Genomic DNA, 22313 nt, shown 5'->3' on the forward strand with positions numbered 1-22313 from the left:
AGATGAACGCAACGAGGCTCAACCGGATGCCCGAATGGGCTGCTCTCGGCAAGCATCATGAGCAGCTGGCCGGTACGCATCTGCGGGAGCTGTTCGCCGCTGACGCCGACCGGGGCAGCCGGTACACCCTCCAGGTCGGCGACCTCCACCTCGACTACTCCAAGCATCTGGTGACCGACGAGACGCTCGCGCTCCTGCGCGAGCTGGCCGCGGCCACCGATGTCGCAGGGCTGCGGGACGCCATGTTCCGCGGCGAGAAGATCAACATCACCGAGCAGCGGGCCGTGCTGCACACGGTGCTGCGCGCCCCCCGCGACGCCGTCGTCGAGGTCGACGGTGAGAACGTGGTCCCCGCGGTGCACGCCGTGCTCGACAAGATGGGCGCCTTCTCCGAGCAGATCCGCTCGGGCAACTGGACCGGTCACACCGGAAAGCCCATCAAGAACGTCGTCAACATCGGCATCGGCGGCTCCGACCTCGGCCCGGCCATGGCGTACGAGGTACTGCGCTCCTACACCGCACGGGACCTGACGTTCCGTTTCGTCTCGAACGTGGACGGGGCCGATCTGCACGAGGCGGTGCACGACCTCGACGCGGCCGAGACGCTGTTCATCATCGCGTCCAAGACGTTCACCACGATCGAGACCATCACGAACGCGACGTCCGCCCGCGACTGGCTGCTCACCGAGCTGAAGGCCGGCCAGGAGGCCGTCGCCAAGCACTTCGTGGCCCTGTCGACCAACGCCGAGAAGGTCGCCGAGTTCGGCATCGACACGGCGAACATGTTCGAGTTCTGGGACTGGGTCGGCGGGCGGTACTCGTACGACTCGGCCATCGGGCTCTCGCTGATGATCGCCATCGGCCCGGACCGCTTCCGCGAGATGCTCGACGGCTTCCACCTCGTCGACGAGCACTTCCGCACGGCGACGCCGGAGGAGAACGCGCCGCTGCTCCTCGGCCTGCTCGGCGTCTGGTACGGCAATTTCTTCGACGCCCAGTCGCACGCGGTGCTCCCGTACTCGCACTACCTGAGCAAGTTCACCGCGTATCTGCAGCAACTGGACATGGAGTCCAACGGCAAGTCCGTCGACCGCGAGGGCAATCGCGTCGACTGGCAGACCGGACCCGTCGTCTGGGGCACGCCCGGCACCAATGGGCAGCACGCGTACTACCAGTTGATCCACCAGGGGACGAAGCTCGTCCCGGCCGACTTCATCGGCTTCGCACAGCCCGTCCCGGACCTGCTGCCCGGGCTCGTCGCCCAGCACGACCTGCTGATGGCCAACTTCTTCGCCCAGACGCAGGCGCTGGCCTTCGGCAAGACCCCCGACGAGGTACGGGCGGAGGGCGTCGCGGAGGAGCTGGTGCCGCACAAGACGTTCGTGGGCAACCACCCGACCACCACGATCCTGGCGAAGGAGCTGACCCCGTCCGTCCTCGGCCAGCTCGTCGCACTCTACGAACACAAGGTGTTCGTCCAGGGCGCCGTATGGAACATCGACTCGTTCGACCAGTGGGGCGTCGAGCTCGGCAAGGTGCTGGCCAAGAGGATCGAGCCCGTCCTCACCGAGGGCCGTGGCGGAGAGGACCTCGACAGCTCGACCGCGGCGCTCGTGAACACGTACCGCACGCTGCGCGGACGCTGATCCGATGGCGGGGGAGGGGACGGTGCGGCTGCGGCCGCCGAACAACAAGCTGAACGAACGGGCCGTCGGCTGGTGGCGGTCGCAGTGCCTGCTGACGACGGCCGTGCCGGTGGCGGTGCTCGCCGTCCTCGGCGCGCTCATCGAGCCCGCCAGGGTCTGGCTGCTGGCCGCGGCCGGTGCCCTGGCGGTCCTCGGGCTCGCCGGCACCGCCTTCTTCCCCGCCTGGTGGTACCGGGTGCACCGCTGGGAGGTCACGGACGAGGCGGTGTACGTGCGCACCGGCGCGCTCTGGCAGGAGTGGCGGATCGCGCCCATGTCCCGGATCCAGACCGTGGACACCGTGCGCGGACCACTGGAGCAGGCGTTCCGGCTCGCCACGGTCACCGTCACCACGGCCTCGTCCAGAGGCGCGATCAGGATCGCGGGCCTGGACCATGAGCTGGCGGCGGAGCTGGCCGCGCAGCTGACCAGGATCACGCAGACCACGCCCGGGGACGCCACATGAGCGACGGCTGGCTCAGGCTCGACCCGCGCACCGTCCTCGTCACGGCCGCCGTCATGGCCGGCGTCGCGGGCGGCGCCGGACTGCCGGTGCTGTTCGGCCTGGCCGGCGGTATGCCGTGGTGGCAGGCGCTCGGCTGGGTCGTGGCGGGAGCCGTCGTCCTCGTCGCGGGCGGCGCGGGCGCGGACTATGTGCGGTGGCGGCGCACGCGGTACCGGATCGGCCCCGAGCGCGCCGAACTCCACACCGGGCTGCTGCTCGTCAAACGCCGCTCCCTGGCCCGGGAGCGCATCCGCAGCGTCGATCTGACGGCCAATCCGCTGCTGCGCATACTCGGCCTGGTCAAGGTGCGGATCGGCACCGGCGAGCACAGCGGCGGCGGTGAGTCCACGCTGGAGCTCGACCCCGTCAGCAGGGCGGAGGGCGAGCGACTGCGGCGCGAGCTGCTGGCCCGCGCCGCGGCCGAAGCCCCCGGGACCCATCGGGAGGGCGAGCTGGCGGCCCTCGACCCTGGCTGGATCCGCTACGCACCGGTGTCGTTCGTCGCCCCACTGCTCGGCGGCGCGGCGGCGGGTGCGGTCATGCAGGTCAGCGAATGGTTCGGCGTACAGGGCGAGGTGATCGACTGGATCGCCGACCGCTTCCGGGACACCCCGGTCTTCTGGGTCGTCGTGGTGCTGGCCACCGGGGCCCTGGTCGCAGGGGCTGTGGGGGCGCTCGGTCTCTGGGTCGAGATGTGGTTCAACTACCGGCTGGAGCGCGAGCCGGGCGGCACCCTGCGGGTCCGCCGCGGCCTCTTCACGTCGCGGTCGATATCCATCGAGGAGCGGCGGCTGCGCGGGGTCGAGCTCGTCGAACCGCTGGGCGTGAGGCTGTTCGGCGCCGCGCGCGTCGATGCCGTCGCGACCGGCCTGGCGGACGAGGAGGAGGACCAGCACACCGACCGCAAGACGCTGCTGCCGCCCGCTCCACGGGCCGTCGCCGACGAGGTGGCGGCGCTGGTGCTCCGCGAGTCCGGTGCGCCGACGAGCGCGCCGCTGACCCCGCATCCGCCCGCGGCCCGCAGGCGCAGGCTGCGCTGGGCGCTCACCGCGGCGCTGCCGGCGCCCGCGATCCTGGCCGTGCTGGGGCTGCTGCTCACCGAGGTCCTGCTCTACGTCGCGGCGGCGTGCGCGGCGGTGTTCCTGCCGCTCGCGGTGCTGCTCTCGCTCGACGCGTACCGGAGCCTCGGCCACGGTATCGGCGGCGACTATCTGCTGGCCCGCTCCGGCACGGTCAGGCGCGGGACGGTCGCACTCCAGCGGTGCGGGGTGATCGGCTGGACGGTCAAACAGTCCTGGTTCCAGCGTCGGGCCGGCCTCGTCACGCTGACGGTGACGACAGCCGCCGGAGACGGGGCGTACTCGGTGTACGACGCCGACGAGCACGAGGGCCTCGACTTCGCCTCGCGGGCGGTCCCGGGCCTGCTGGAACCGTTCCTGGAGCGCGACGCGTAAGCGGCCCGGGGCGCCCTGGCCCCACACCCCGGTACGCCTCCGCAGGCACCCGTACCGGTGGTCGGGCCGGAACCAAGCGCCGGTCGGGCTCCGATGGAGCCCGTCCGGCAGGTCGGCGCACCCCGCAGGGCCCTGCGTACTCAGGGCGACGCCGGCGGATACAGGTCGCGCGGGAGCTGGGACGCCGCAGCCGAGTCGAGGAGCCACAGGGTCCTCGACCGGCCGTACGCGCCCGCAGCCGGCGCCTGGATCTCCCCGGCACCCGACAGCGCGATCGCCGCCGCGTTCGCCTTGTCCTCGCCCGCCGCGAGCAGCCAGACCTCGCGGGCCGCGCGGATCGCGGGCAGCGTGAGGGAGATCCTCGTCGGCGGGGGCTTGGGGGCCCCGTGGACCCCGACGACCGTCCGCTCCGTCTCCCGGACTCCCGGAAGCTCCGGGAACAGGGACGCGACATGCGTGTCCGGGCCCACCCCGAGCATCAGGACGTCGAACGTCGGCACGTCACCGTGGTCCTCGGGGCCGGACGCCGCGGCGAGCTCCACGGCGTAGGCGGCGGCCGCCGCATCCGCGTCCGAGCCGTTCGGACCGTCGGACGCCGGCATCGCGTGGACCCGGGACGGGTTCAGCGGCACCGAGTCCAGCAGGGCCTCGCGGGCCTGGGTGACATTGCGCTCCGGGTCGCCCTCGGGCAGGAAGCGCTCGTCCCCCCACCACAGGTCGAGCCGCGACCAGTCGATCGCGTCCCGCGCGGGCGCCGCGGCGAGCGCGGCCAGCAGGCCGTTGCCGTTGCGTCCGCCGGTGAGGACCACCGACGCGTAGCCACGCGCGGCCTGGGCGTCCACGACCTTCGTGATCAGCCGGGCCGCCGCGGCCTGCGCCATCAGTTCCTTGTCGCGGTGGACGACGAGCTGAGGCGCACTCACTTCCCTGCCGCTTTCTTGGCCGGGGCCTTCGCCGAGGTCTTCTTCGCTGCCGCCGCGGGCGTGGCCTCATCGGCGCCCGCTGCCATGTGCGCATCCTCGCCGAGCCGGTCGACCCCGTACCGCAGCGCCGACGCGTACGTGTCGTCCGGGTCCAGCCGCCGCAGCTCCTCCGCGATCAGCTCCGCCGTCTCACGCCGCTTCAGCGCCACCGCACGGTCCGGCTGGCCCTGGATGGACAGCGTCGCCAGCGCCCCGTCCGCCCGGTCCAGCACGATCGGGCCGCAGTTCGTCTCCAGCCGCACGGCCGTGAGCCCGGGACCCGACGACACCGAACGCTTGACCGGCACGCCCAGCCGGTTCGCGAGCCACATCCCGAGCAGTTCGCAGCTCGGGTTGAACTCCTCGCCCTCCACTGCGGCGGCCGTGACCTCGCAGTCCACCTGGTCAAGCGCCGCCGCCAGCATCGAGCGCCACGGAGTGATCCGGGTCCACGACAGATCCGTGTCGCCGGGGGTGTAGGCCTCGGCGCGGGCCGTCAGTTCCCGGATCGGCTGCTCGCAGGCGTAGGTGTCGGTCACCCGGCGCTGCGCCAGCGCGCCCAGCGGGTCGGACGCGGGGTCCTGCGGTGCGGTCACCGGCCACCACACCACGACCGGAGCGTCCGGCAGCAGCAGCGGCAGGACCACCGACTGGGCGTGGTCGATGATCTCGCCGTAGAGACGCAGTACCACCGTCTCTCCGGTGCCGGCCTCGGCGCCGACGCGCACCTCCGCGTCCAGGCGCGCCTTCGCGCGGTCGCGCGGCGAGCGCGAGATCCGCTTGATGACGACGAGCGTGCGCGAAGGGTGCTCGCGGGACGCGTCGTTGGCCGCCTTCAGCGCGTCGTACGCGTTCTCCTCGTCCGTGACGATGACGAGCGTGAGGACCATGCCGACGGCCGGCGTGCCGATGGCCCGCCGACCCTTCACCAGGGCCTTGTTGATCTTGCTGGCGGTGGTGTCCGTAAGGTCGATCTTCATGGCCGACGCCAGCTCCGTCCGTCTCGTGCGAGCATTTCGTCCGCCTCGGCCGGACCCCACGTCCCGGCCGGATACTGCGCGGGCTTGCCGTGCTTGTCCCAGAACTGCTCGATCGGGTCGAGGATCTTCCAGGACAGTTCGACCTCCGCCAGCCTCGGGAAGAGGTTCGAGTCGCCGAGCAGGACGTCCAGGATCAGCCGCTCGTACGCCTCGGGGCTGGACTCCGTGAAGGACTCGCCGTACGCGAAGTCCATCGACACGTCGCGGACCTCCATCGACGTGCCCGGCACCTTCGAGCCGAACCGCATCGTCACGCCCTCGTCCGGCTGGACCCGGATCACCAGGGCGTTGTGCCCCAGCTCCTCCGTGGCCGTGCGGTCGAAGGGGGAGTGCGGGGCGCGCTGGAAGACGACGGCGATCTCGGTGACCCGGCGGCCGAGCCGCTTGCCGGTACGGAGGTAGAACGGCACGCCCGCCCAGCGGCGGTTGTCGATCTCCAGCTTGACGGCGGCGTACGTGTCGGTCTTCGACTTGGGGTCGATGCCCTCTTCCTGGAGATAGCCGACGGCTTTCTCGCCGCCCTGCCAGCCCGCCGCGTACTGCGCACGCACGGTGTTGGCGCCCAGGTCCTTGGGCAGCTTCACCGCGCCCAGCACCTTGGTCTTCTCCGCGGCCAGCGCGTCGGCGTCGAAGGAGGCGGGCTCCTCCATGGCGGTCAGCGCGAGCAGTTGGAGCAGGTGGTTCTGGATGACGTCACGGGCGGCGCCGATGCCGTCGTAGTAGCCGGCGCGGCCGCCGATGCCGATGTCCTCGGCCATGGTGATCTGCACGTGGTCGACGTACGACCGGTTCCAGAGCGGCTCGAAGAGGGTGTTGGCGAAGCGGAGCGCCAGGATGTTCTGAACGGTCTCCTTGCCCAGGTAGTGATCGATGCGGAACACCTGGTCCGGCGCGAAGACCTCGTGGACGATCGAGTTGAGCTCGATCGCGGAGGCGAGGTCGTGGCCGAAGGGCTTCTCGATGACGGCGCGCCGCCAGGAGCCGTCCTTCTGGTCGGCCAGTCCGTGCTTCTTGAGCTGCTGGACGACCTTGGGGAAGAACTTCGGCGGGACGGAGAGATAGAAGGCGAAGTTGCCGCCGGTGCCCTGCGCCTGGTCGAGCTCGTCGATCGTCTTCTTCAGCGTGTCGAACGCGTTGTCGTCGTCGAAGTTGCCCTGGACGAAACGCATCCCCTGGATGAGCTGCTGCCACACCTCCTCGCGGAAGGGGGTGCGGGCGTGCTCCTTGACGGCCTCATGGACTTCGTGGGCGAAGTCCTGGTCGTCCCACTCGCGGCGGGCGAAGCCGACGAGCGAGAAGCCCGGCGGCAGCAGCCCGCGGTTGGCGAGGTCATAGACGGCAGGCATCAGCTTCTTGCGGGACAAATCGCCGGTGACGCCAAAGATCACCAGGCCCGACGGCCCCGCGATACGCGGGAGCCGTCGGTCCGCGGCGTCACGAAGCGGATTCGCTCCGTGTGCGGGAGTCAAGGTCTTTCAGCCTTCCGAGGGAGCGAGGCGCTCGAGCTCCGCCTCCGTCGACTTGAGCAGGTCGTTCCAGGACGCCTCGAACTTCTCGACGCCCTCGTCTTCCAGCAGCTGCACCACGTCGGCGTACGAGATCCCGAGCTTCTCGACGGCGTCGAGCTCGGCGCGCGCCTGCTCGTACGTACCGCGCACCGTGTCGCCCGTGATCTGCCCGTGGTCGGCGGTCGCGTCGAGCGTGGCCTCCGGCATGGTGTTCACCGTGCCCGGGGCTACCAGGTCGTCCACGTACAGCGTGTCCTTGTAGGCCGGGTCCTTGACGCCGGTCGAGGCCCAGAGCGGACGCTGCTTGTTGGCCTGCGCCTTGTCCAGCGCGAGCCAGCGGTCGCTCGAGAAGACCTCCTCGTACGCCTGGTACGCGAGGCGGGCGTTGGCCAGAGCCGCCTTGCCGCGCAGCCCCTTCGCCTCGTCCGTGCCCAGCGCGTCCAGCCGCTTGTCGATCTCGGTGTCCACCCGGGACACGAAGAAGGACGCCACCGAACGGATCTTCGACAGGTCCAGGCCTGCGGCCTTCGCCTTCTCCAGACCCGCCAGGTAGGCGTCCATGACCTCGCGGTAGCGCTCCAGCGAGAAGATCAGCGTGACATTGACGCTGATGCCGAGGCCGATGACCTCGGTGATCGCCGGCAGGCCCGCCTTGGTCGCCGGGATCTTGATGAACGTGTTCGGCCGGTCCACCAGCCAGGCCAGCTGCTTGGCCTCGGCGATCGTCGCCCTGGTGTGGTGCGCGAGGCGCGGGTCGACCTCGATCGACACCCGGCCGTCCTGCCCGCCCGTCGAGTCGAAGACCGGACGGAGGACGTCCGCCGCGTCCCGCACGTCCGCGGTCGTGATCATGCGGAGCGCTTCCTCGACGGTCACCTTGCGGGCGGCCAGGTCGGCGAGCTGCTGCTCGTAACCGTCGCCGGACGAGATGGCCTTCTGGAAGATCGACGGGTTGGTGGTGACTCCGACGACGTGCTGCTGGTCGATCAGCTCGGCGAGATTGCCGGAGGTGATCCGCTTGCGCGACAGGTCGTCGAGCCAGATCGCCACGCCTTCGTCGGAGAGGCGCTTGAGTGCGTCTGTCATGAGAGTTGCATCTCCTACTTGTCGTATTCCGGCGTCAGCGTGCGGAGGCGGCGATCGATTCCCGGGCGGCGGCAGCCACCGCTTCGGGGGTGAACCCGAACTCGCGGAAGAGCACCTTGCCGTCGGCCGACGCACCGAAGTGCTCCAGCGAGACGATCCGGCCGGCGTCGCCGACGTACCGGTACCAGGTCAGACCGATGCCGGCCTCGACCGCCACACGCGCCTTCAGCGACGGCGGCAGGACGCTGTCCTTGTAGGCCTGGTCCTGCTCCTCGAACCACTCGACCGACGGCATCGAGACGACCCGCGCCGGGATACCCGCAGCCTGCAGCTGCTCGCGCGCCTCGACGGCCACGTGCACCTCGGAGCCCGTGCCGATCAGCACAACCTGCGGCGCGGCGCTCTGCCCGTCTGGCCCCTCGGCGTCGAACAGGACGTAACCGCCCTTCGCCGCGTCCTCGTTGGGCTCGTACGTCGGCACGCCCTGGCGGGTCAGCGCCAGACCGTGCGGGGCGCCCACGCCGAACTTCTTCGTCCAGCGGCGGAGGATCTCGGCCCACGCGATCGCGGTCTCGTTGGCGTCGGCCGGGCGCACGATGTTCAGACCGGGGATGGCGCGCAGCGAGGCCAGGTGCTCCACCGGCTGGTGGGTCGGGCCGTCCTCGCCGAGACCGATCGAGTCGTGCGTCCAGACGTACGTCACCGGCAGGTGCATCAGCGCGGACAGCCGCACCGCGTTGCGCATGTAGTCGGAGAACACCAGGAAGGTGCCGCCGTAGACGCGGGTGTTGCCGTGCAGCGTGATGCCGTTCAGCGCGGCGGCCATCGCGTGCTCGCGGATGCCGAAGTGGATCGTGCGGCCGTACGGGTCGGCCTCCGGAAGCGGGTTGCCCTTCGGGAGGAACGACGACGTCTTGTCGATCGTCGTGTTGTTCGACCCGGCGAGGTCGGCGGAGCCGCCCCACAGTTCGGGGATGACCTCACCGAGTGCCTGCAGGACCTTGCCGGACGCGGCACGGGTGGCCACACCCCTGCCCGCCTCGAAGACCGGGAGCTTCTCCTCCCAGCCGGTCGGCAGCTCGGTCGAGCGGATCCGGTCGAACTCGGCGGCGCGCTCCGGGTGGGCGCTGCGCCACGCGGCGAAGGACTTCTCCCACTCGCCACGCACCTCGCGGCCGCGGTCCAGTGCCTTGCGGGTGTGCGCGATGACCTCGTCGGAGACCTCGAAGGCCTTCTCCGGGTCGAAGCCGAGCACGCGCTTGGTGGCCGCGACCTCGTCGTCACCGAGCGCCGAGCCGTGCGCGGCCTCGGTGTTCTGTGCGTGCGGGGCGGGCCAGGCGATGATCGAGCGGGCCGCGATGAAGGACGGACGCTCGGTCTCCTCCTGGGCCGCCTTCAGCGCGCGGTGGAGACCGGCCGGGTCCAGGTCGCCGTTCGGCAGCTGCTCCACGCGCTGGACGTGCCAGCCGTACGCCTCGTACCGCTGCAGCGTGTCCTCGGAGACGGCGGTCGCGGTGTCGCCCTCGATCGAGATGTGGTTGTCGTCCCACAGCAGCACCAGGTTGCCGAGCTTCTGGTGGCCGGCCAGCGAGGACGCCTCGTGCGAGATGCCCTCCTGGAGGCAGCCGTCACCGGCGATGGCCCAGATGGTGTGGTCGAACGGGGAGGTGCCGGGCGCGGCGTCCGGGTCGAACAGACCGCGCTCGTAGCGGGCGGCCATCGCCATGCCCACGGCGTTGGCGACACCCTGGCCCAGCGGACCGGTCGTCGTCTCGACGCCCACCGTGTGCCCGTACTCCGGGTGACCCGGGGTCCTGGAGCCCCAGGTGCGGAAGGACTCGAGGTCCTCCAGCTCCAGACCGTATCCGGCGAGGTAGAGCTGGATGTAGAGAGTCAGGCTGGAGTGACCCGCGGAGAGCACGAACCGGTCACGGCCGGTCCAGTCCGCGTCCGCGGGGTCGTGCCGCATCAGCTTCTGGAAGAGGACGTACGCCGCGGGGGCCAGGCTCATGGCCGTTCCCGGATGGCCGTTCCCGACCTTCTGTACGGCGTCGGCGGCCAGGACGCGAACGGTGTCCACGGCCCGCTGGTCCAATGCGGTCCACTCGAGGTCTGTGGTGGTCGGCTTGGTGCTCACCCTGGGTCAGGGCTCCTCTCCACATGTTCGGTCCCGGTGACTAGGGGTGTACCGGGCGTTGTCGAGCCTACCCTCGCAGCAGCGTGCGTCCTTGTCGGAGCGCGTCTCTCCCCTCGGACACAGCCGGCACTGCCAGGGTGCGCTCAGCGGCTCGACTTCGCCTCTTGTCGGCGACCCCACCGGTCAGTACGCAGCGCGGCCCGGCAGCGCTCAACACGACCCCACCCCCGCGAAGATCGGCATGCGGCCAACGTCTAGAGTGGCGTGGTACGCGCAAGTCTTCACGGATATTCACTCCCCCATAGCCCTACGGGCACGGGAGGTGTCCCGGAAGCTTGCTGGGAATTCTCTGTCAGGGGTGTGCGTGACGGCCGTCGAGTCCCGACCCGCGGGGGTCGTCTTGACAACCGGCCCAGGGGGCCATCGGCCATTCGGGGCCCGCGTCAAGGCATTCGTGGCGCTCACCAAGCCGCGGATCATCGAACTGCTGCTGATCACCACGGTCCCCGTGATGTTCCTGGCCGCACAGGGTGTGCCGGACCTCGGGCTCGTCGTCGCCACGTGCGTCGGCGGATACCTCTCCGCGGGCGGCGCGAACGCGCTCAACATGTACATCGACCGCGACATCGACGCCCTGATGGACCGCACGTCGCAGCGCCCGCTGGTCACCGGTGTGGTCTCGCCGCGCGAGAGCCTGGTCTTCGGCATCACGCTCGCGGTCGTCTCGACGCTCTGGTTCGGACTGCTCGTCAACTGGCTGTCGGCGGCGCTCGCGCTGGGCGCGCTCCTCTTCTACGTCGTCGTCTACACGATGCTGCTGAAGCGACGCACCGCGCAGAACATCGTATGGGGCGGCATCGCCGGCTGCATGCCGGTGCTGATCGGCTGGTCCGCCGTCACGAACTCGATGTCGTGGGCAGCGGTCATCCTCTTCCTTGTCATCTTCTTCTGGACGCCGCCGCACTACTGGCCGCTGTCGATGAAGGTCAAGGAGGACTACGCGCGCGTCGGTGTGCCGATGCTCCCGGTCGTCGCATCGAACAGGGTCGTCGCACGCCAGATCGTCCTCTACAGCTGGGTGATGGTCGCCGTCTCCCTGCTGCTGACGCCGCTCGGCTACACCGGCTGGTTCTACACGGCGGTGGCGCTGGTGACGGGCGGCTGGTGGCTGCGGGAGGCGCACGCGCTGCAGAGCCGTGCGAAGGCCGGGGTGACGGGCGGCAAGCTCAAGGAGATGCGGCTCTTCCACTGGTCGATCACCTATGTCTCGCTGCTGTTCGTGGCGGTGGCGGTGGACCCGTTCCTGCGCTGACACGCGGCGTGGCCCAGGCCACGTGACCTGGCTGTCGCCAGTCGATCTACCCGGGAGTAGCATCCTGTTCATGGCAGACACCAAGGTTGACGCGCCGACTGAGAAGCAGGCGAAGCAGGCCGCGAAGGCCGAGCGGAGGGCGGCGAAGCTCGCCAAGCAGATCGGCGCCTTCGCCAGGGCGCACGGCGGCGCCGAGGGCCAGCTCGCGTACATCGGGCAGATGGGCACCCGCATCGTCCTCGTCGGCGAGGACGGCGGATGGGGCGACCTCGTCGCGCCCAGCCATGAGATCGCGGTCAGCGCGGCGGAGAAGTCCGGCATCACCATGCACGAGTCCTTCGACGGCGAGTTCGCGGCGAAGGTCCGCACGGGCCGGTACGAGTGGACGCGCATGGCCGGCATCCAGCTCGGCGGACCCTCGAACGACTGACGCGCGGCGCCGACGCGTGCCTGGCGGGTGAGCCGGCGTTCTTGCCGCGTGCCCTGCCGCGTGACTGCGGCGGACCTTGTCCCCGCGCCTTCCCGAACCGGGCTCCCCGGGCTCCGCCCCAGCAACGGGGCTCCGCCCCGGCAACAGGGCTCCGCCCCGGCCAACCGGGCTGCCCGGTACCGCAGGGTGTGCCCGCGTGTCCCTCCTCAATCGCCGGACGGGCTCCGAGCGACCGGGGCGGAGCCGCAGGTCGGGGAGGGGCGGGGTGGGGAAAGGAATGCCGGGCAACACCTAGGCCGGGGCTCACCCGTTAGGACGTGTGGAAGAACGTCCACCGCTGGGAGCCCCGGATGATCGATACGCCGTCCATGGTGGATCAGTACTGTCACGGAGTCCTCCGTACCGAGCTCGGCCTCGGTACCTTCGAGGCCCATCTCGGCAGGACCACCGGGCCACCCGCGCCCGGGACCACCTTCTTCGACACGCAGACCGGGTTCGCCGTACGGCGCTGGTGTCCGCCGCTGCTCGGGCTGGAGCCGCACTGCCCGCCCGCCAGCTATCTCGCCCGCCGCAGAGAGCTCGGCGTCCTGGAATCCGGCAGGCGGCTGCTGCGGGCCACTGGAATCGCCACGTACCTGGTGGACACCGGGCTGCCCGGCGACCTCACCGGACTCCCCGAGATCGCCGCGGCGGGCGACGCCGAGGCCCATGAGATCGTCCGGCTCGAGCAGCTCGCCGAGCAGGTCGCCGACACCTCGGGCACCGTCGACGGCTTCCTCGCCAACCTCGCCGAGGCCGTGCACGGCGCCGCGGACTGGGCCGTCGCCTTCACCTCCGTCGCGGGTGTACGGCACGGACTCACCCTCGCCCCCGAGCCACCGGGACCCGGCGAGGTGCGCGGCGCGACAGGACGATGGCTGGCCGGGCGGCAGGTCGGCGGCCGGCTCACCGACCCGGTACTGCTGCGGCACCTCCTCTGGGTCGCCGTCGCCTCCGGGCGCCCCCTGCAGCTCCATGTCGGGGTCGACGACCCTCTGCTTCTCACCGACTTCGCCGCCGCCACGACGGGCCTCGGCACCGATCTCGTGCTGCTGCACGGCTATCCGTACCACCGGCACGCCGCCCATCTGACGAGCGTCTTCCCGCACGTGTACGCGGATGTCGGGCCCGCACTCGCGCATACGGGGGCCGGGGCCGCGGCCGTACTCGCGGAGATCCTGGAGCTGGCGCCGTTCGGGAAGCTGCTGTTCTCCAGCGGCGCGCGGGGACTGCCCGAACTGCACGTGGTCGGGGCGCGGATCTTCCGGGAGGCGCTCGGGCGGGTACTCAACGGCTGGGTGACGGACGGCGCGTGGTGCCGTGCGGACGCCCAGCGAGTCGCCGAGATGATCGCGGCAGGCAACGCCCGCCGCCTCTACGGACTCGCCCGCTGAGCAGACCGCCCGGCCGATCCGTCCGCCCGGCCGATCCGTCCGCCCGGCCGATCCGTCCGCCGGTCAGGCCGCCGTGAGCGCGTGGTCCTGCTGCGCGGGGATCGACGCGGTGTCCAGCGGCCGCTCCCGCAGGCACAGCGCCAGGCGGAGCACCGCGATCCACATCAGCGAGGAGCCGAGCATATGGAGGGCGACCAGCACCTCGGGCACGTCGGTGAAGAACTGCACATAGCCGATGGCGCCCTGTGCCAGCAGCACGAACAGCAGCTCCCGGGCGCGCGCCCGGGTGTCGTCGGGCGCGTCCACGACCCGCAGCACCAGCCACATCGCCACGGCGAGCGCGCACACCACCCACGCCAGCGCGGCATGCACATGCGCCGCGTCCACCCAGTCGAACGGCATCCGGGGCACATCGCTGCTGTCGCCCGCGTGCTTGCCGGAGCCGGTCACGCCCGTACCCACGGCGATCAGCAGCGCCGCGGTGGCCGTCAGCACCCAGGACAACTTCCGTACCGGGCGCGGCACTCGGGGCCGCGGCGTGCCGTCGCCCTCGCCCGCCCGGATCCAGGTGATCGTCGCGACCGTGAGCAGTGCGTTCGCCGCGAGGAAGTGCCCGGCCACCGTCCACGGGTTGAGGCCGGCCCACACCGTGATGCCGCCGAGGACGGCGTTGCTCATCACGACCCAGAACTGCACCCAGCCGAGCCGGGAGAGCCCGCGTCGCCACGGCTTCGTGGCGCGCGCCGCGATGATCGCCCAGCCGACGGCGGCGGACAGGACGTACGTCAGCATGCGGTTGCCGAACTCGATCGCGCCGTGGATGCCCTGCTCGGGCGTCGCGAACAGGCTGTCGTCCGTGCACTTGGGCCACGTGTCGCAGCCGAGGCCGGAGCCGGTCAGCCGGACCGCGCCGCCGGTGACGATGATGACCACGCTCATCACGACTGCGGAGAGCGCGGCGCGCCGGACGGTCCGGGGGGACGGCGTCCAGCGCCGGGCGATGTAGGCGAGGGGGGTCTGCACGGCGTCTATCGTAGGGCGCCGCTTGTGCACGGATTCACGTGGGTGGGCATGTCCGGACAGACCCCACCGGCCCGGACCGCGCGCTGGGCTGAGACTTCGGCTTCGGGCGCGGCGGGGCGATCGCCGCGCCGCCGCGCGGAGGCTGGATCCCGTGGGCCGCCCCGGGGACGGCCACGGTCCAGGTGTTCGCAGCCGCCGCGCCGGTGTGCGCGGTGGCACTGCTCTGAGTGCCTGCCGCCCCTGCAGGCCCCGGTTCACCAGGACCGGGGCCCTGTCCCTCGGATCACTCCCAGCGGAAGAACGTCGCCGCCGCACCCAGGCCCAGCACCGCCCACCCCGCCAGGATCCCCAGGTCGCCCCACGGCATCGCGGCGCCGTGCTGCAGCACGTCCCGCAGCCCGTCCGAGAGCGCCGAGATCGGCAGCAGGCCGAGCACCGACTGCGCCGCGTCCGGGAACTTCTCCAGCGGGACGATCACCCCGCCGCCCACGAGCAGGAGCAGGAACACGAGATTCGCGGCGGCGAGCGTGGCCTCGGCCTTCAGCGTCCCGGCCATGAGCAGACCGAGGCCGGAGAAGGCCGCGGTGCCGAGCAGGAGGAGCAGGAGCACCGAGACGGGGTCGCCCTGCGGGGACCAGCCCAGCGCGAAGGCGATCACCGTCAGCAGAACGATCTGCAGCACCTCGGTGACCAGGACGGACAGCGTCTTGGCCGTCATCAGCGCCCATCGGGGCAACGGTGAGGCGGCGAGCCGCTTGAGCACGCCGTAGCGGCGCTCGAAGCCGGTGGCGATCGCCTGGCCGGTGAAGGCGGTGGACATCACGGCCAGCGCGAGGACGCCGGGGGCCATGAAGTCGACCGCGCTGCCCGCGCCCGTGTCGACGATGTCGACCGTGGAGAAGAGGACGAGCAGCAGCGACGGGATGATCACGGTCAGCAACAGCTGCTCACCGTTGCGCAGGAGCATCTTCGTCTCCAGCGCCGCCTGCGTCGCGATCATCCGTCCGACGGGTGCGGCACCCGGCTTCGGCGCGTAGGTACCAGGCGCCTCCGCAGGCCCCGACGCCACGTCCGTGGTCATCTCAGCGGTCACGACCGCAGCTCCTTCCCGGTGAGCTCCAGGCTGTGCTTACCCGGGGGACGCCCCCCGGACCTCCGGCAGATTGCGGTGTCGTCCCGCGGCACGACCGCAGCTCCTTCCCGGTGAGCTCCAGGCTGTGCTTACCCGGGGGACGACTCCCGGACCTCCGGCAGATTGCGGTGTCATCCCGCGTCACGACCGCAGCTCCTTCCCGGTGAGCTCCAGGCTGTGCTTACCCGGGGGACGCCCCCGGACCCCCGGCAGATTGCGGTGTCACCCCGCGTCACGACCGCAGCGGTGTCACCCCGCGTCACGACCGCAGCGGTGTCGTCCCGCGTCACGACCGCAGCTCCTTCCCGGTGAGCTCCAGAAACACGTCCTCCAGGGTGTGCCGCTCCACCGAGATGCGGTCCGGCATCACCCCGTGCTGCGCGCACCAGGAGGTGACGGTGGCGAGCAGCTGCGGATCGACCGTGCCCATGATCCGGTACGAGCCCGGCGTCAGCTCCGCCGCGGACGTACCGTCCGGCAGCGCCTTCAGCAGTGAGCCGACATCGAGGCCCGGTCGGCCCGTGAAGCGCAGGGTGTTCTCGGCGCCGCCGCGGCAGAGCTGTTCCGGGCTGCCCTGGGCGACGACACGGCCCGCGTCGATGATCGCGACGTCGTCGGAGAGCTCCTCGGCCTCGTCCATGAAGTGCGTGGTGAGCACGACGGTGACGCCGTCCGTGCGTAGTTCGCGCACCAGGTCCCAGGTGGAACGGCGGGCCTGCGGGTCGAGCCCCGCGGTCGGCTCGTCGAGGAAGACCAGCTCGGGGCGGCCGACGACGGCCATGGCCAGCGCGAGCCGCTGCTGCTGTCCGCCGGAGAGCCGCCGGAACGTCGTACGACCGCAGGAGCCGAGCCCCAGGCGCTCGATCAGGGCGTCCACGTCGAGCGGGTGCGCGTGCAACCTGGCCATGTGGTGGAGCATCTCGTCGGCGCGGGCGCCCGAGTAGACCCCGCCGGACTGGAGCATCACACCGATGCGGGGCCGCAGGCGCCCGGCGTCGGCCACCGGGTCGAGGCCGAGGACGCGGACCGTGCCGGAGTCGGCGCGGCGGTAGCCCTCGCAGGTCTCGACCGTGGTGGTCTTCCCGGCCCCGTTCGGGCCCAGGACGGCCGTCACCGTGCCGGCGCGGACGTCCAGGTCGAGCCCGTCGACGGCGGTCTTGGTTCCGTACCGCTTGACCAGGCTGCGCACCTGGACGACGGACTCGTTCTTCATGCGGGGAAGTCTAGGGAGCCCGTGGAGGTGCCCCAGCCGCGGGTCTCGGCTGCAAGGGCGCGAACCGGCCGATTTCTCCGCCTCGCCCGAAGGGGGGGCGATCCGGCCTCGCGGGGAAGGATCACCGTATGCCCGTGCTCATCGGCACGTCCGGGTGGCAGTACAAGGACTGGCGAGGCGTGCTCTACCCCGAGGACCGGCCCCAGCGACTGTGGCTGGAGGAGTACGCACGGCACTTTTCGACCGTCGAGAACAACAACGCCTTCTACCGGCTCCCCGAGCGGAAGACCTTCGCCGACTGGCGCGAGCGCACGCCCGAAGGGTTCGTCATGGCGGTGAAGGCCAGCCGCTATCTCACGCACATCAAGCGGCTGCACGATCCCGAGGAGCCCGTGCACCGCCTCATGGAGCACGCGGAAGGGCTGGGGGAGCGGCTGGGGCCCGTGCTGCTCCAGCTCCCGCCCACCCTGCGGTGCGATCCCGGGGCCCTGGACGCGGCACTCGCCTGCTTCCCCCGCCGGGTCCGGGTGGCCGTCGAACCCCGGCACGACTCGTGGTGGACGGAGGAGGTCCGGGCCGTGCTGCAGGGCCGCGGCGCCGCGCTGTGCTGGGCGGACAGCGGTTCGCGTCCGGTGTCGCCGCTGTGGCGGACGGCCGACTGGGGGTATGTGCGCTTCCACGGAGGCCTGGCCGAGCCGCGGCCGCGCTACGGACGCCAGGCGCTCACGAGCTGGGCCGGGCGCATTGCCGACGCCTGGGCGGACCGCGCCGACGTCCACGCGTACTTCAACAACGACACCGGCGGGGCGGCCCTGCACGACGCGGTCGCGTTCGCACGCGCCGCGGCCGCCCGCGGGCGCACGGTGACCCGTACGCCGGGAGAGGAGACCCAGGACGGACGGGACCTGGGCCAGGGCGGGTGAACCTGCGAGTGAACCCATGAAATGGAACGCTGTGAGGGAAGACTCCGCGGACCGGAAGGGCGACAGTCATGGCGGACAACGACCTTGAACGTCTGTTCGGCGGCGCGGACACGGAGGCGGGCAAACTGCTCTCCTCGCTGTTCAGCGAGGTCGGCGACAGCGGACAGAGCGGAGGCAACCCGCTCCAGGGGCTGGTGAGGGAGCTCGACGAGGGCGGTCTGGCCCCGAAGGTGGAGTCCTGGATCGGCACCGGCGAGAACCAGCCCGTCAGCGGCCCGGAGATCGCGCAGGCCCTTCCGTACCAGGTCCTCGACAGCGTCGCACAGCGCGCGGGTGTCACCCCCGAGCAGGCCGCCGACCGGCTCGCCGACGCGCTCCCGCAGGCCGTCGACAAACTCACCCCCCGGGGCGAGGTTCCGCAGGGCCTGCTGTGAGCCAGGAGGCGCCCGGATGAAGGACGTCACCTGCACGGACGGTCTGCGTGCAACGGTTGCGCGAGGGTCGGCCGCGGGGGGACATCCGGGGCACAAGGGCTGGTCACAGGGCCTGCGGTCGGCCGCAGGCCGCGCACGACGGTGTCACGGTCAGCATCCGGATTCATCCCACGAATGATCATTCCCGCAGGTCGGGTTAGGTTTCCCTAAGTGATGCACTGCACCGTCCGGTGGTCGGGACGCGCTTGTCAGTCTCTCGGGAATTACGCAACAATGGCGTTGTGAAAAACGTCGGCGAGGCTCTGCAGGAGGAACTCGGGACCGGGGAGCGCTCCACGCGCAACCGGGTCGCGCGGTCGATCCTGGACCACGGGCCGTCCACCGTCGCCGACCTCGCAGGGCGCCTCGGGCTCACCCAGGCCGCCGTCCGCCGCCACCTCGACGCACTCGTCTCCGACGATGTCGTCGCCGCCCGCGAGCAGCGTGTCTACGGCGCGCGCACGCGCGGCCGGCCCGCCAAGGTGTTCGCGCTCACGGACTGCGGTCGGGACGCCTTCGACCAGTCCTACGACAAGCTCGCCGTCGACGCCCTGCGCTGGATCGAGCAGACCGCCGGCGGAGGGGCTGCCGGAGAAGCCGCCGTCGCCGCGTTCGCCCGCGACCGGATGGAGGCCCAGGCCGAGGCGTACCGCACGGCCGTCGAGGCCGCGGAGCCCGAGGAGCGCACCGAGGCCCTCGCCAAGGCGCTGACCGCCGACGGGTACGCTGCTGCGGCGCGTAACGCACCGGTGGGCGAGCAGCTGTGCCAGCACCACTGCCCCGTCGCCCATGTCGCCGAGCGGTACCCGCAGCTGTGCGAGGCGGAGACCGAGGTCTTCTCCCGCCTGCTCGGCACGCATGTGCAGCGTCTGGCCACCATCGCCCACGGCGACGGGGTGTGCACGACCTTCATCCCGAAGGCCGGACACAGGCCCGACGAGCGGGCCGGTGAGACCAGCAAGACCGACAAGACCACTTCGCAAGCATCTGCAAGCACGGCCGGGAGGAACCCCGCATGACTCTCCCCACGGAGACTGCTCACCCCGAACTCGAGGGCCTGGGCAAGTACGAATACGGCTGGGCCGACTCCGACGCCGCAGGCGCCGCTGCCAAGCGCGGTCTCTCGGAGGACGTCGTCCGCGACATCTCCGGGAAGAAGAACGAGCCGGAGTGGATGCTGAAGCTGCGACTGAAGGGTCTGCGGCTGTTCGGCAAGAAGCCCATGCCGACCTGGGGCTCCGACCTTTCCGGCATCGACTTCGACAACATCAAGTACTTCGTGCGCTCCACGGAGAAGCAGGCGGAGTCCTGGGAGGACCTCCCCGAGGACATCAAGAACACGTACGACAAGCTCGGCATCCCCGAGGCGGAGAAGCAGCGCCTCGTCGCCGGTGTCGCGGCCCAGTACGAGTCCGAGGTCGTCTACCACCAGATCCGTGAGGACCTGGAGGAGCAGGGCGTCATCTTCCTGGACACCGACACCGCGCTGAAGGAGCACCCGGAGCTCTTCAAGGAGTACTTCGGCACCGTCATCCCGGTCGGCGACAACAAGTTCGCGTCGCTGAACACCGCGGTGTGGTCCGGCGGATCGTTCATCTACGTTCCGAAGGGCGTCCACGTCGAGATCCCGCTGCAGGCCTACTTCCGTATCAACACGGAGAACATGGGCCAGTTCGAGCGGACGCTGATCATCGTCGACGAGGACGCGTACGTCCACTACGTGGAGGGCTGCACGGCCCCGATCTACTCCTCGGACTCGCTGCACAGCGCCGTGGTCGAGATCATCGTCAAGAAGGGCGGCCGCTGCCGCTACACGACGATCCAGAACTGGTCGAACAACGTCTACAACCTGGTCACCAAGCGCGCCGTGGCCTACGAGGGCGCGACCATGGAGTGGGTCGACGGCAACATCGGCTCCAAGGTCACGATGAAGTACCCGGCCGTCTACCTGATGGGCGAGCACGCCAAGGGCGAGACCCTGTCCATCGCCTTCGCGGGCGAGGGCCAGCACCAGGACGCCGGCGCCAAGATGGTCCACATGGCCCCGAACACCTCGTCGAGCATCACCTCCAAGTCGGTGGCGCGAGGCGGCGGCCGGACCTCCTACCGCGGCCTGATCGAGATCGGCGAGGGCGCGGCCGGATCCAAGTCGAACGTGCTGTGCGACGCCCTGCTGGTGGACACCATCTCCCGTTCCGACACCTACCCGTACGTCGACGTCCGCGAGGACGACGTGACCATGGGCCACGAGGCGACCGTCTCCAAGGTCTCCGACGACCAGCTCTTCTACCTGATGCAGCGCGGTATGTCCGAGGACGAGGCGATGGCGATGATCGTGCGCGGCTTCGTCGAGCCGATCGCCAAGGAGCTGCCCATGGAGTACGCCCTGGAGCTCAACCGGCTGATCGAGCTGCAGATGGAGGGCGCGGTCGGCTGACGCCGCCGTACTCCACAGCGCCAGACTCTTTGACTGAGAAAGCGAGCACAACGACAGCCATGGCTGAGGCTCAGAACATTCCGGCGGGTTCCACCACCGCCGGGTCGATCGCGGTGGCCGCCGAGTCCACCGTCGCCACCCGCATGAGCGCCCCTCCGTCCTTCGACGTGGCGGACTTCCCGGTCCCGCACGGCCGCGAGGAGGAGTGGCGGTTCACGCCGCTGGAGCGGCTGCGCGGGTTGCACGACGGCACCGCGGTCGCGACCGGTGAGGGTGTCCGCGTCGAGGTGAACGCCCCCGAGGGCGTCACCGTGGAGACCGTCGGCCGTGACGACGCGCGGCTCGGCAAGGCCGGCACGCCCGTCGACCGGATCGCGGCCCAGGCCTACACCTCCTTCGAGAAGGCCTCGGTCGTCTCCGTCCCGAAGGAGACCGTGCTCACCGAGCCGATCCGGATCGCCGTGCACGGCGAGGGCGGGACCGCCTTCGGCCACCAGCTGGTCGAGCTGGGTGCCTTCGCCGAGGCCGTCGTCGTCATCGACCACACCGGTGACGCGGTGCTCGCCGCCAATGTCGACTTCGTGCTCGGCGACGGCGCGAAGCTGACCGTCGTGTCCGTGCAGGACTGGGACGACAAGGCCGTCCACGTCGCCCAGCACAATGCGCTGGTGGGGCGGGACGCCTCGTTCAAGTCGGTCGTGGTCACCTTCGGCGGCGACCTGGTCCGTCTCCACCCGCGCGTGGAGTACGCGGGCCCCGGTGGCGAGGCCGAGCTCATCGGTCTGTACTTCACCGACGCCGGCCAGCACCAGGAGCACCGCCTCCTGGTGGACCACAACACGCCGCACTGCCGCTCCAACGTCGCCTACAAGGGCGCCCTCCAGGGCGACGAGGCACACGCCGTGTGGATCGGTGACGTGCTGATCGAGGCCGCGGCCGAGGGCACCGACACCTACGAGCTCAACCGCAACCTGGTCCTGACGGACGGCGCCCGCGTCGACTCCGTGCCGAACCTGGAGATCGAGACCGGTGAGATCGTCGGCGCCGGCCACGCCTCCGCCACCGGCCGCTTCGACGACGAGCAGCTCTTCTACCTGATGGCCCGCGGTCTCCCGGAGAAGGAGGCGCGCCGCCTGGTCGTGCGCGGCTTCTTCGCCGAGCTGGTCCAGCAGATCGGCCTGCCGGACCTCGAGGAGCGCCTCATCGCCAAGATCGAGGCCGAGCTGGAGGCATCCGTCTGATGGCCTTCGTCCGAGCCTGTGGGCTGAGCGAGCTGGAGGAGGACACCCCGAAACGGGTGGAACTCGACGGCACGCCCGTCTCCATCGTCCAGACCGAGGGCGAGGTGTTCGCGATCCACGACATCTGCTCGCACGCGAACGTCTCCCTCTCCGAGGGCGAGGTCGAGGACTGTCAGATCGAGTGCTGGCTGCACGGCTCCAGCTTCGACCTCCGTACCGGCAAGCCGTCCGGCCTTCCCGCGACGCGCCCCGTCCCCGTGTACCCCGTAAAGATCGAAGGGGACGATGTGCTCGTCTCCGTCACCCAGGAGAACTGAAG

General features: G+C 70.7%; 20 protein-coding genes. 12 read left to right on the forward strand and 8 right to left on the reverse strand.

Features of this window, described 5'->3' with window-relative positions; genetic code table 11:
* Positions 1-2 precede the first annotated feature (2 nt).
* Genes pgi through ACWCP0_RS05815 form a run of 3 tightly spaced genes read left to right on the forward strand, consistent with a single transcriptional unit; the run spans position 3 to position 3644 of the window.
* Positions 3-1646, forward strand: coding sequence for a glucose-6-phosphate isomerase (pgi, locus tag ACWCP0_RS05805; RefSeq protein WP_451077610.1), 1644 nt, complete (start codon positions 3-5; stop codon positions 1644-1646).
* 4 nt (positions 1647-1650) lie between these two features.
* Positions 1651-2151, forward strand: a complete 501-nt coding sequence (locus tag ACWCP0_RS05810; RefSeq protein WP_451077611.1) for a PH domain-containing protein — start codon at positions 1651-1653, stop codon at positions 2149-2151.
* Entirely contained in the window at positions 2148-3644 is a 1497-nt protein-coding gene (locus tag ACWCP0_RS05815) for a PH domain-containing protein (RefSeq protein WP_451077612.1), read from the forward strand. The genes ACWCP0_RS05810 and ACWCP0_RS05815 overlap by 4 nt, the downstream gene beginning before the upstream one ends.
* 140 nt (positions 3645-3784) lie before the next feature.
* On the opposite strand, the gene pgl is transcribed toward ACWCP0_RS05815, so the two are convergent.
* From pgl to tkt, 5 genes are read right to left on the reverse strand one after another with little or no spacing between them, the layout of a single operon-like run.
* On the reverse strand, positions 3785-4567 hold the full coding sequence (gene pgl / locus ACWCP0_RS05820) for a 6-phosphogluconolactonase (protein ID WP_451077613.1): 783 nt from the start codon (positions 4565-4567) through the stop codon (positions 3785-3787).
* Positions 4564-5586: a glucose-6-phosphate dehydrogenase assembly protein OpcA gene (gene opcA / locus ACWCP0_RS05825; protein WP_451077614.1), complete on the reverse strand. Its 1023-nt coding sequence runs from the start codon at positions 5584-5586 to the stop codon at positions 4564-4566. Before opcA ends, pgl begins: the two co-directional genes overlap by 4 nt.
* The gene (gene zwf / locus ACWCP0_RS05830; protein WP_451077615.1) at positions 5583-7115 is read right to left on the reverse strand and encodes a glucose-6-phosphate dehydrogenase; all 1533 of its coding nucleotides are present in this window, start codon (positions 7113-7115) and stop codon (positions 5583-5585) included. Before zwf ends, opcA begins: the two co-directional genes overlap by 4 nt.
* Positions 7116-7121: 6 nt before the next feature.
* Complete coding sequence (tal, locus tag ACWCP0_RS05835) at positions 7122-8240, reverse strand: transaldolase (RefSeq protein ID WP_451077616.1); 1119 nt, start codon at positions 8238-8240, stop codon at positions 7122-7124.
* Positions 8241-8274: 34 nt separating this feature from the next.
* Positions 8275-10377, reverse strand: coding sequence for a transketolase (gene tkt / locus ACWCP0_RS05840; protein ID WP_451077617.1), 2103 nt, complete (start codon positions 10375-10377; stop codon positions 8275-8277).
* Between the two features lie 364 nt (positions 10378-10741).
* On the opposite strand from tkt, the gene ACWCP0_RS05845 reads away from it, so the two are divergent.
* The 3 genes from ACWCP0_RS05845 (at position 10742) to ACWCP0_RS05855 (ending at position 13552) form a co-directional block, all read left to right on the forward strand.
* Positions 10742-11689, forward strand: coding sequence for a heme o synthase (locus ACWCP0_RS05845; protein ID WP_451077618.1), 948 nt, complete (start codon positions 10742-10744; stop codon positions 11687-11689).
* A 70-nt stretch (positions 11690-11759) separates the two neighbouring features.
* A complete protein-coding gene (locus ACWCP0_RS05850; protein ID WP_451077619.1) occupies positions 11760-12119 on the forward strand; it encodes a hypothetical protein in 360 nt (119 codons plus the stop codon).
* A 350-nt stretch (positions 12120-12469) separates the two neighbouring features.
* On the forward strand, positions 12470-13552 hold the full coding sequence (locus ACWCP0_RS05855; RefSeq protein ID WP_451077620.1) for an amidohydrolase family protein: 1083 nt from the start codon (positions 12470-12472) through the stop codon (positions 13550-13552).
* A 63-nt stretch (positions 13553-13615) separates the two neighbouring features.
* On the opposite strand, the gene ACWCP0_RS05860 is transcribed toward ACWCP0_RS05855, so the two are convergent.
* The 3 genes from ACWCP0_RS05860 to ACWCP0_RS05870 form a co-directional block, all read right to left on the reverse strand.
* Positions 13616-14584 carry a COX15/CtaA family protein gene (locus ACWCP0_RS05860; RefSeq protein ID WP_451077747.1) on the reverse strand — a complete coding sequence of 323 codons (969 nt, stop codon included), beginning with the start codon at positions 14582-14584 and terminating at the stop codon, positions 13616-13618.
* Positions 14585-14858: 274 nt separating this feature from the next.
* Entirely contained in the window at positions 14859-15656 is a 798-nt protein-coding gene (locus tag ACWCP0_RS05865) for an ABC transporter permease (protein WP_451077748.1), read from the reverse strand.
* 337 nt (positions 15657-15993) lie between these two features.
* Positions 15994-16920 carry an ABC transporter ATP-binding protein gene (locus tag ACWCP0_RS05870; RefSeq protein WP_451077621.1) on the reverse strand — a complete coding sequence of 309 codons (927 nt, stop codon included), beginning with the start codon at positions 16918-16920 and terminating at the stop codon, positions 15994-15996.
* A 128-nt stretch (positions 16921-17048) separates the two neighbouring features.
* Here ACWCP0_RS05870 and ACWCP0_RS05875 point away from each other — a divergent pair, with 128 nt between their 5' ends.
* The 6 genes from ACWCP0_RS05875 (at position 17049) to ACWCP0_RS05900 (ending at position 22311) form a co-directional block, all read left to right on the forward strand.
* Positions 17049-17843 carry a DUF72 domain-containing protein gene (locus ACWCP0_RS05875; protein ID WP_451077622.1) on the forward strand — a complete coding sequence of 265 codons (795 nt, stop codon included), beginning with the start codon at positions 17049-17051 and terminating at the stop codon, positions 17841-17843.
* Positions 17844-17911: 68 nt separating this feature from the next.
* Positions 17912-18277, forward strand: coding sequence for a YidB family protein (locus ACWCP0_RS05880; RefSeq protein ID WP_451077623.1), 366 nt, complete (start codon positions 17912-17914; stop codon positions 18275-18277).
* A 281-nt stretch (positions 18278-18558) separates the two neighbouring features.
* Entirely contained in the window at positions 18559-19335 is a 777-nt protein-coding gene (locus ACWCP0_RS05885; protein WP_451077624.1) for a helix-turn-helix transcriptional regulator, read from the forward strand.
* Positions 19332-20753, forward strand: a complete 1422-nt coding sequence (gene sufB, locus ACWCP0_RS05890) for a Fe-S cluster assembly protein SufB (protein WP_451077625.1) — start codon at positions 19332-19334, stop codon at positions 20751-20753. Before ACWCP0_RS05885 ends, sufB begins: the two co-directional genes overlap by 4 nt.
* A gap of 59 nt (positions 20754-20812) precedes the next feature.
* Entirely contained in the window at positions 20813-21994 is a 1182-nt protein-coding gene (gene sufD, locus ACWCP0_RS05895; RefSeq protein WP_451077626.1) for a Fe-S cluster assembly protein SufD, read from the forward strand.
* Positions 21994-22311, forward strand: a complete 318-nt coding sequence (locus tag ACWCP0_RS05900; protein ID WP_351225310.1) for a non-heme iron oxygenase ferredoxin subunit — start codon at positions 21994-21996, stop codon at positions 22309-22311. Before sufD ends, ACWCP0_RS05900 begins: the two co-directional genes overlap by 1 nt.
* Positions 22312-22313 lie beyond the last annotated feature (2 nt).

The organism is Streptomyces sp. NPDC001970 (genome assembly GCF_053594115.1).

What these genes read in the sequence shown, in the direction of transcription:
- pgi (WP_451077610.1), top strand. Translation starts at nt 3, where the DNA reads ATGAACGCAACGAGGCTCAACCGGATGCCCGAATGGGCTGCTCTCGGC.
- ACWCP0_RS05810 (WP_451077611.1), top strand. Translation starts at nt 1,651, where the DNA reads ATGGCGGGGGAGGGGACGGTGCGGCTGCGGCCGCCGAACAACAAGCTG.
- ACWCP0_RS05815 (WP_451077612.1), top strand. Translation starts at nt 2,148, where the DNA reads ATGAGCGACGGCTGGCTCAGGCTCGACCCGCGCACCGTCCTCGTCACG.
- opcA (WP_451077614.1), bottom strand. Translation starts at nt 5,586, where the DNA reads ATGAAGATCGACCTTACGGACACCACCGCCAGCAAGATCAACAAGGCC.
- tal (WP_451077616.1), bottom strand. Translation starts at nt 8,240, where the DNA reads ATGACAGACGCACTCAAGCGCCTCTCCGACGAAGGCGTGGCGATCTGG.
- ACWCP0_RS05850 (WP_451077619.1), top strand. Translation starts at nt 11,760, where the DNA reads ATGGCAGACACCAAGGTTGACGCGCCGACTGAGAAGCAGGCGAAGCAG.
- ACWCP0_RS05855 (WP_451077620.1), top strand. Translation starts at nt 12,470, where the DNA reads ATGATCGATACGCCGTCCATGGTGGATCAGTACTGTCACGGAGTCCTC.
- ACWCP0_RS05865 (WP_451077748.1), bottom strand. Translation starts at nt 15,656, where the DNA reads ATGACCACGGACGTGGCGTCGGGGCCTGCGGAGGCGCCTGGTACCTAC.
- ACWCP0_RS05870 (WP_451077621.1), bottom strand. Translation starts at nt 16,920, where the DNA reads ATGAAGAACGAGTCCGTCGTCCAGGTGCGCAGCCTGGTCAAGCGGTAC.
- ACWCP0_RS05875 (WP_451077622.1), top strand. Translation starts at nt 17,049, where the DNA reads ATGCCCGTGCTCATCGGCACGTCCGGGTGGCAGTACAAGGACTGGCGA.
- ACWCP0_RS05880 (WP_451077623.1), top strand. Translation starts at nt 17,912, where the DNA reads ATGGCGGACAACGACCTTGAACGTCTGTTCGGCGGCGCGGACACGGAG.
- sufB (WP_451077625.1), top strand. Translation starts at nt 19,332, where the DNA reads ATGACTCTCCCCACGGAGACTGCTCACCCCGAACTCGAGGGCCTGGGC.
- sufD (WP_451077626.1), top strand. Translation starts at nt 20,813, where the DNA reads ATGGCTGAGGCTCAGAACATTCCGGCGGGTTCCACCACCGCCGGGTCG.
- ACWCP0_RS05900 (WP_351225310.1), top strand. Translation starts at nt 21,994, where the DNA reads ATGGCCTTCGTCCGAGCCTGTGGGCTGAGCGAGCTGGAGGAGGACACC.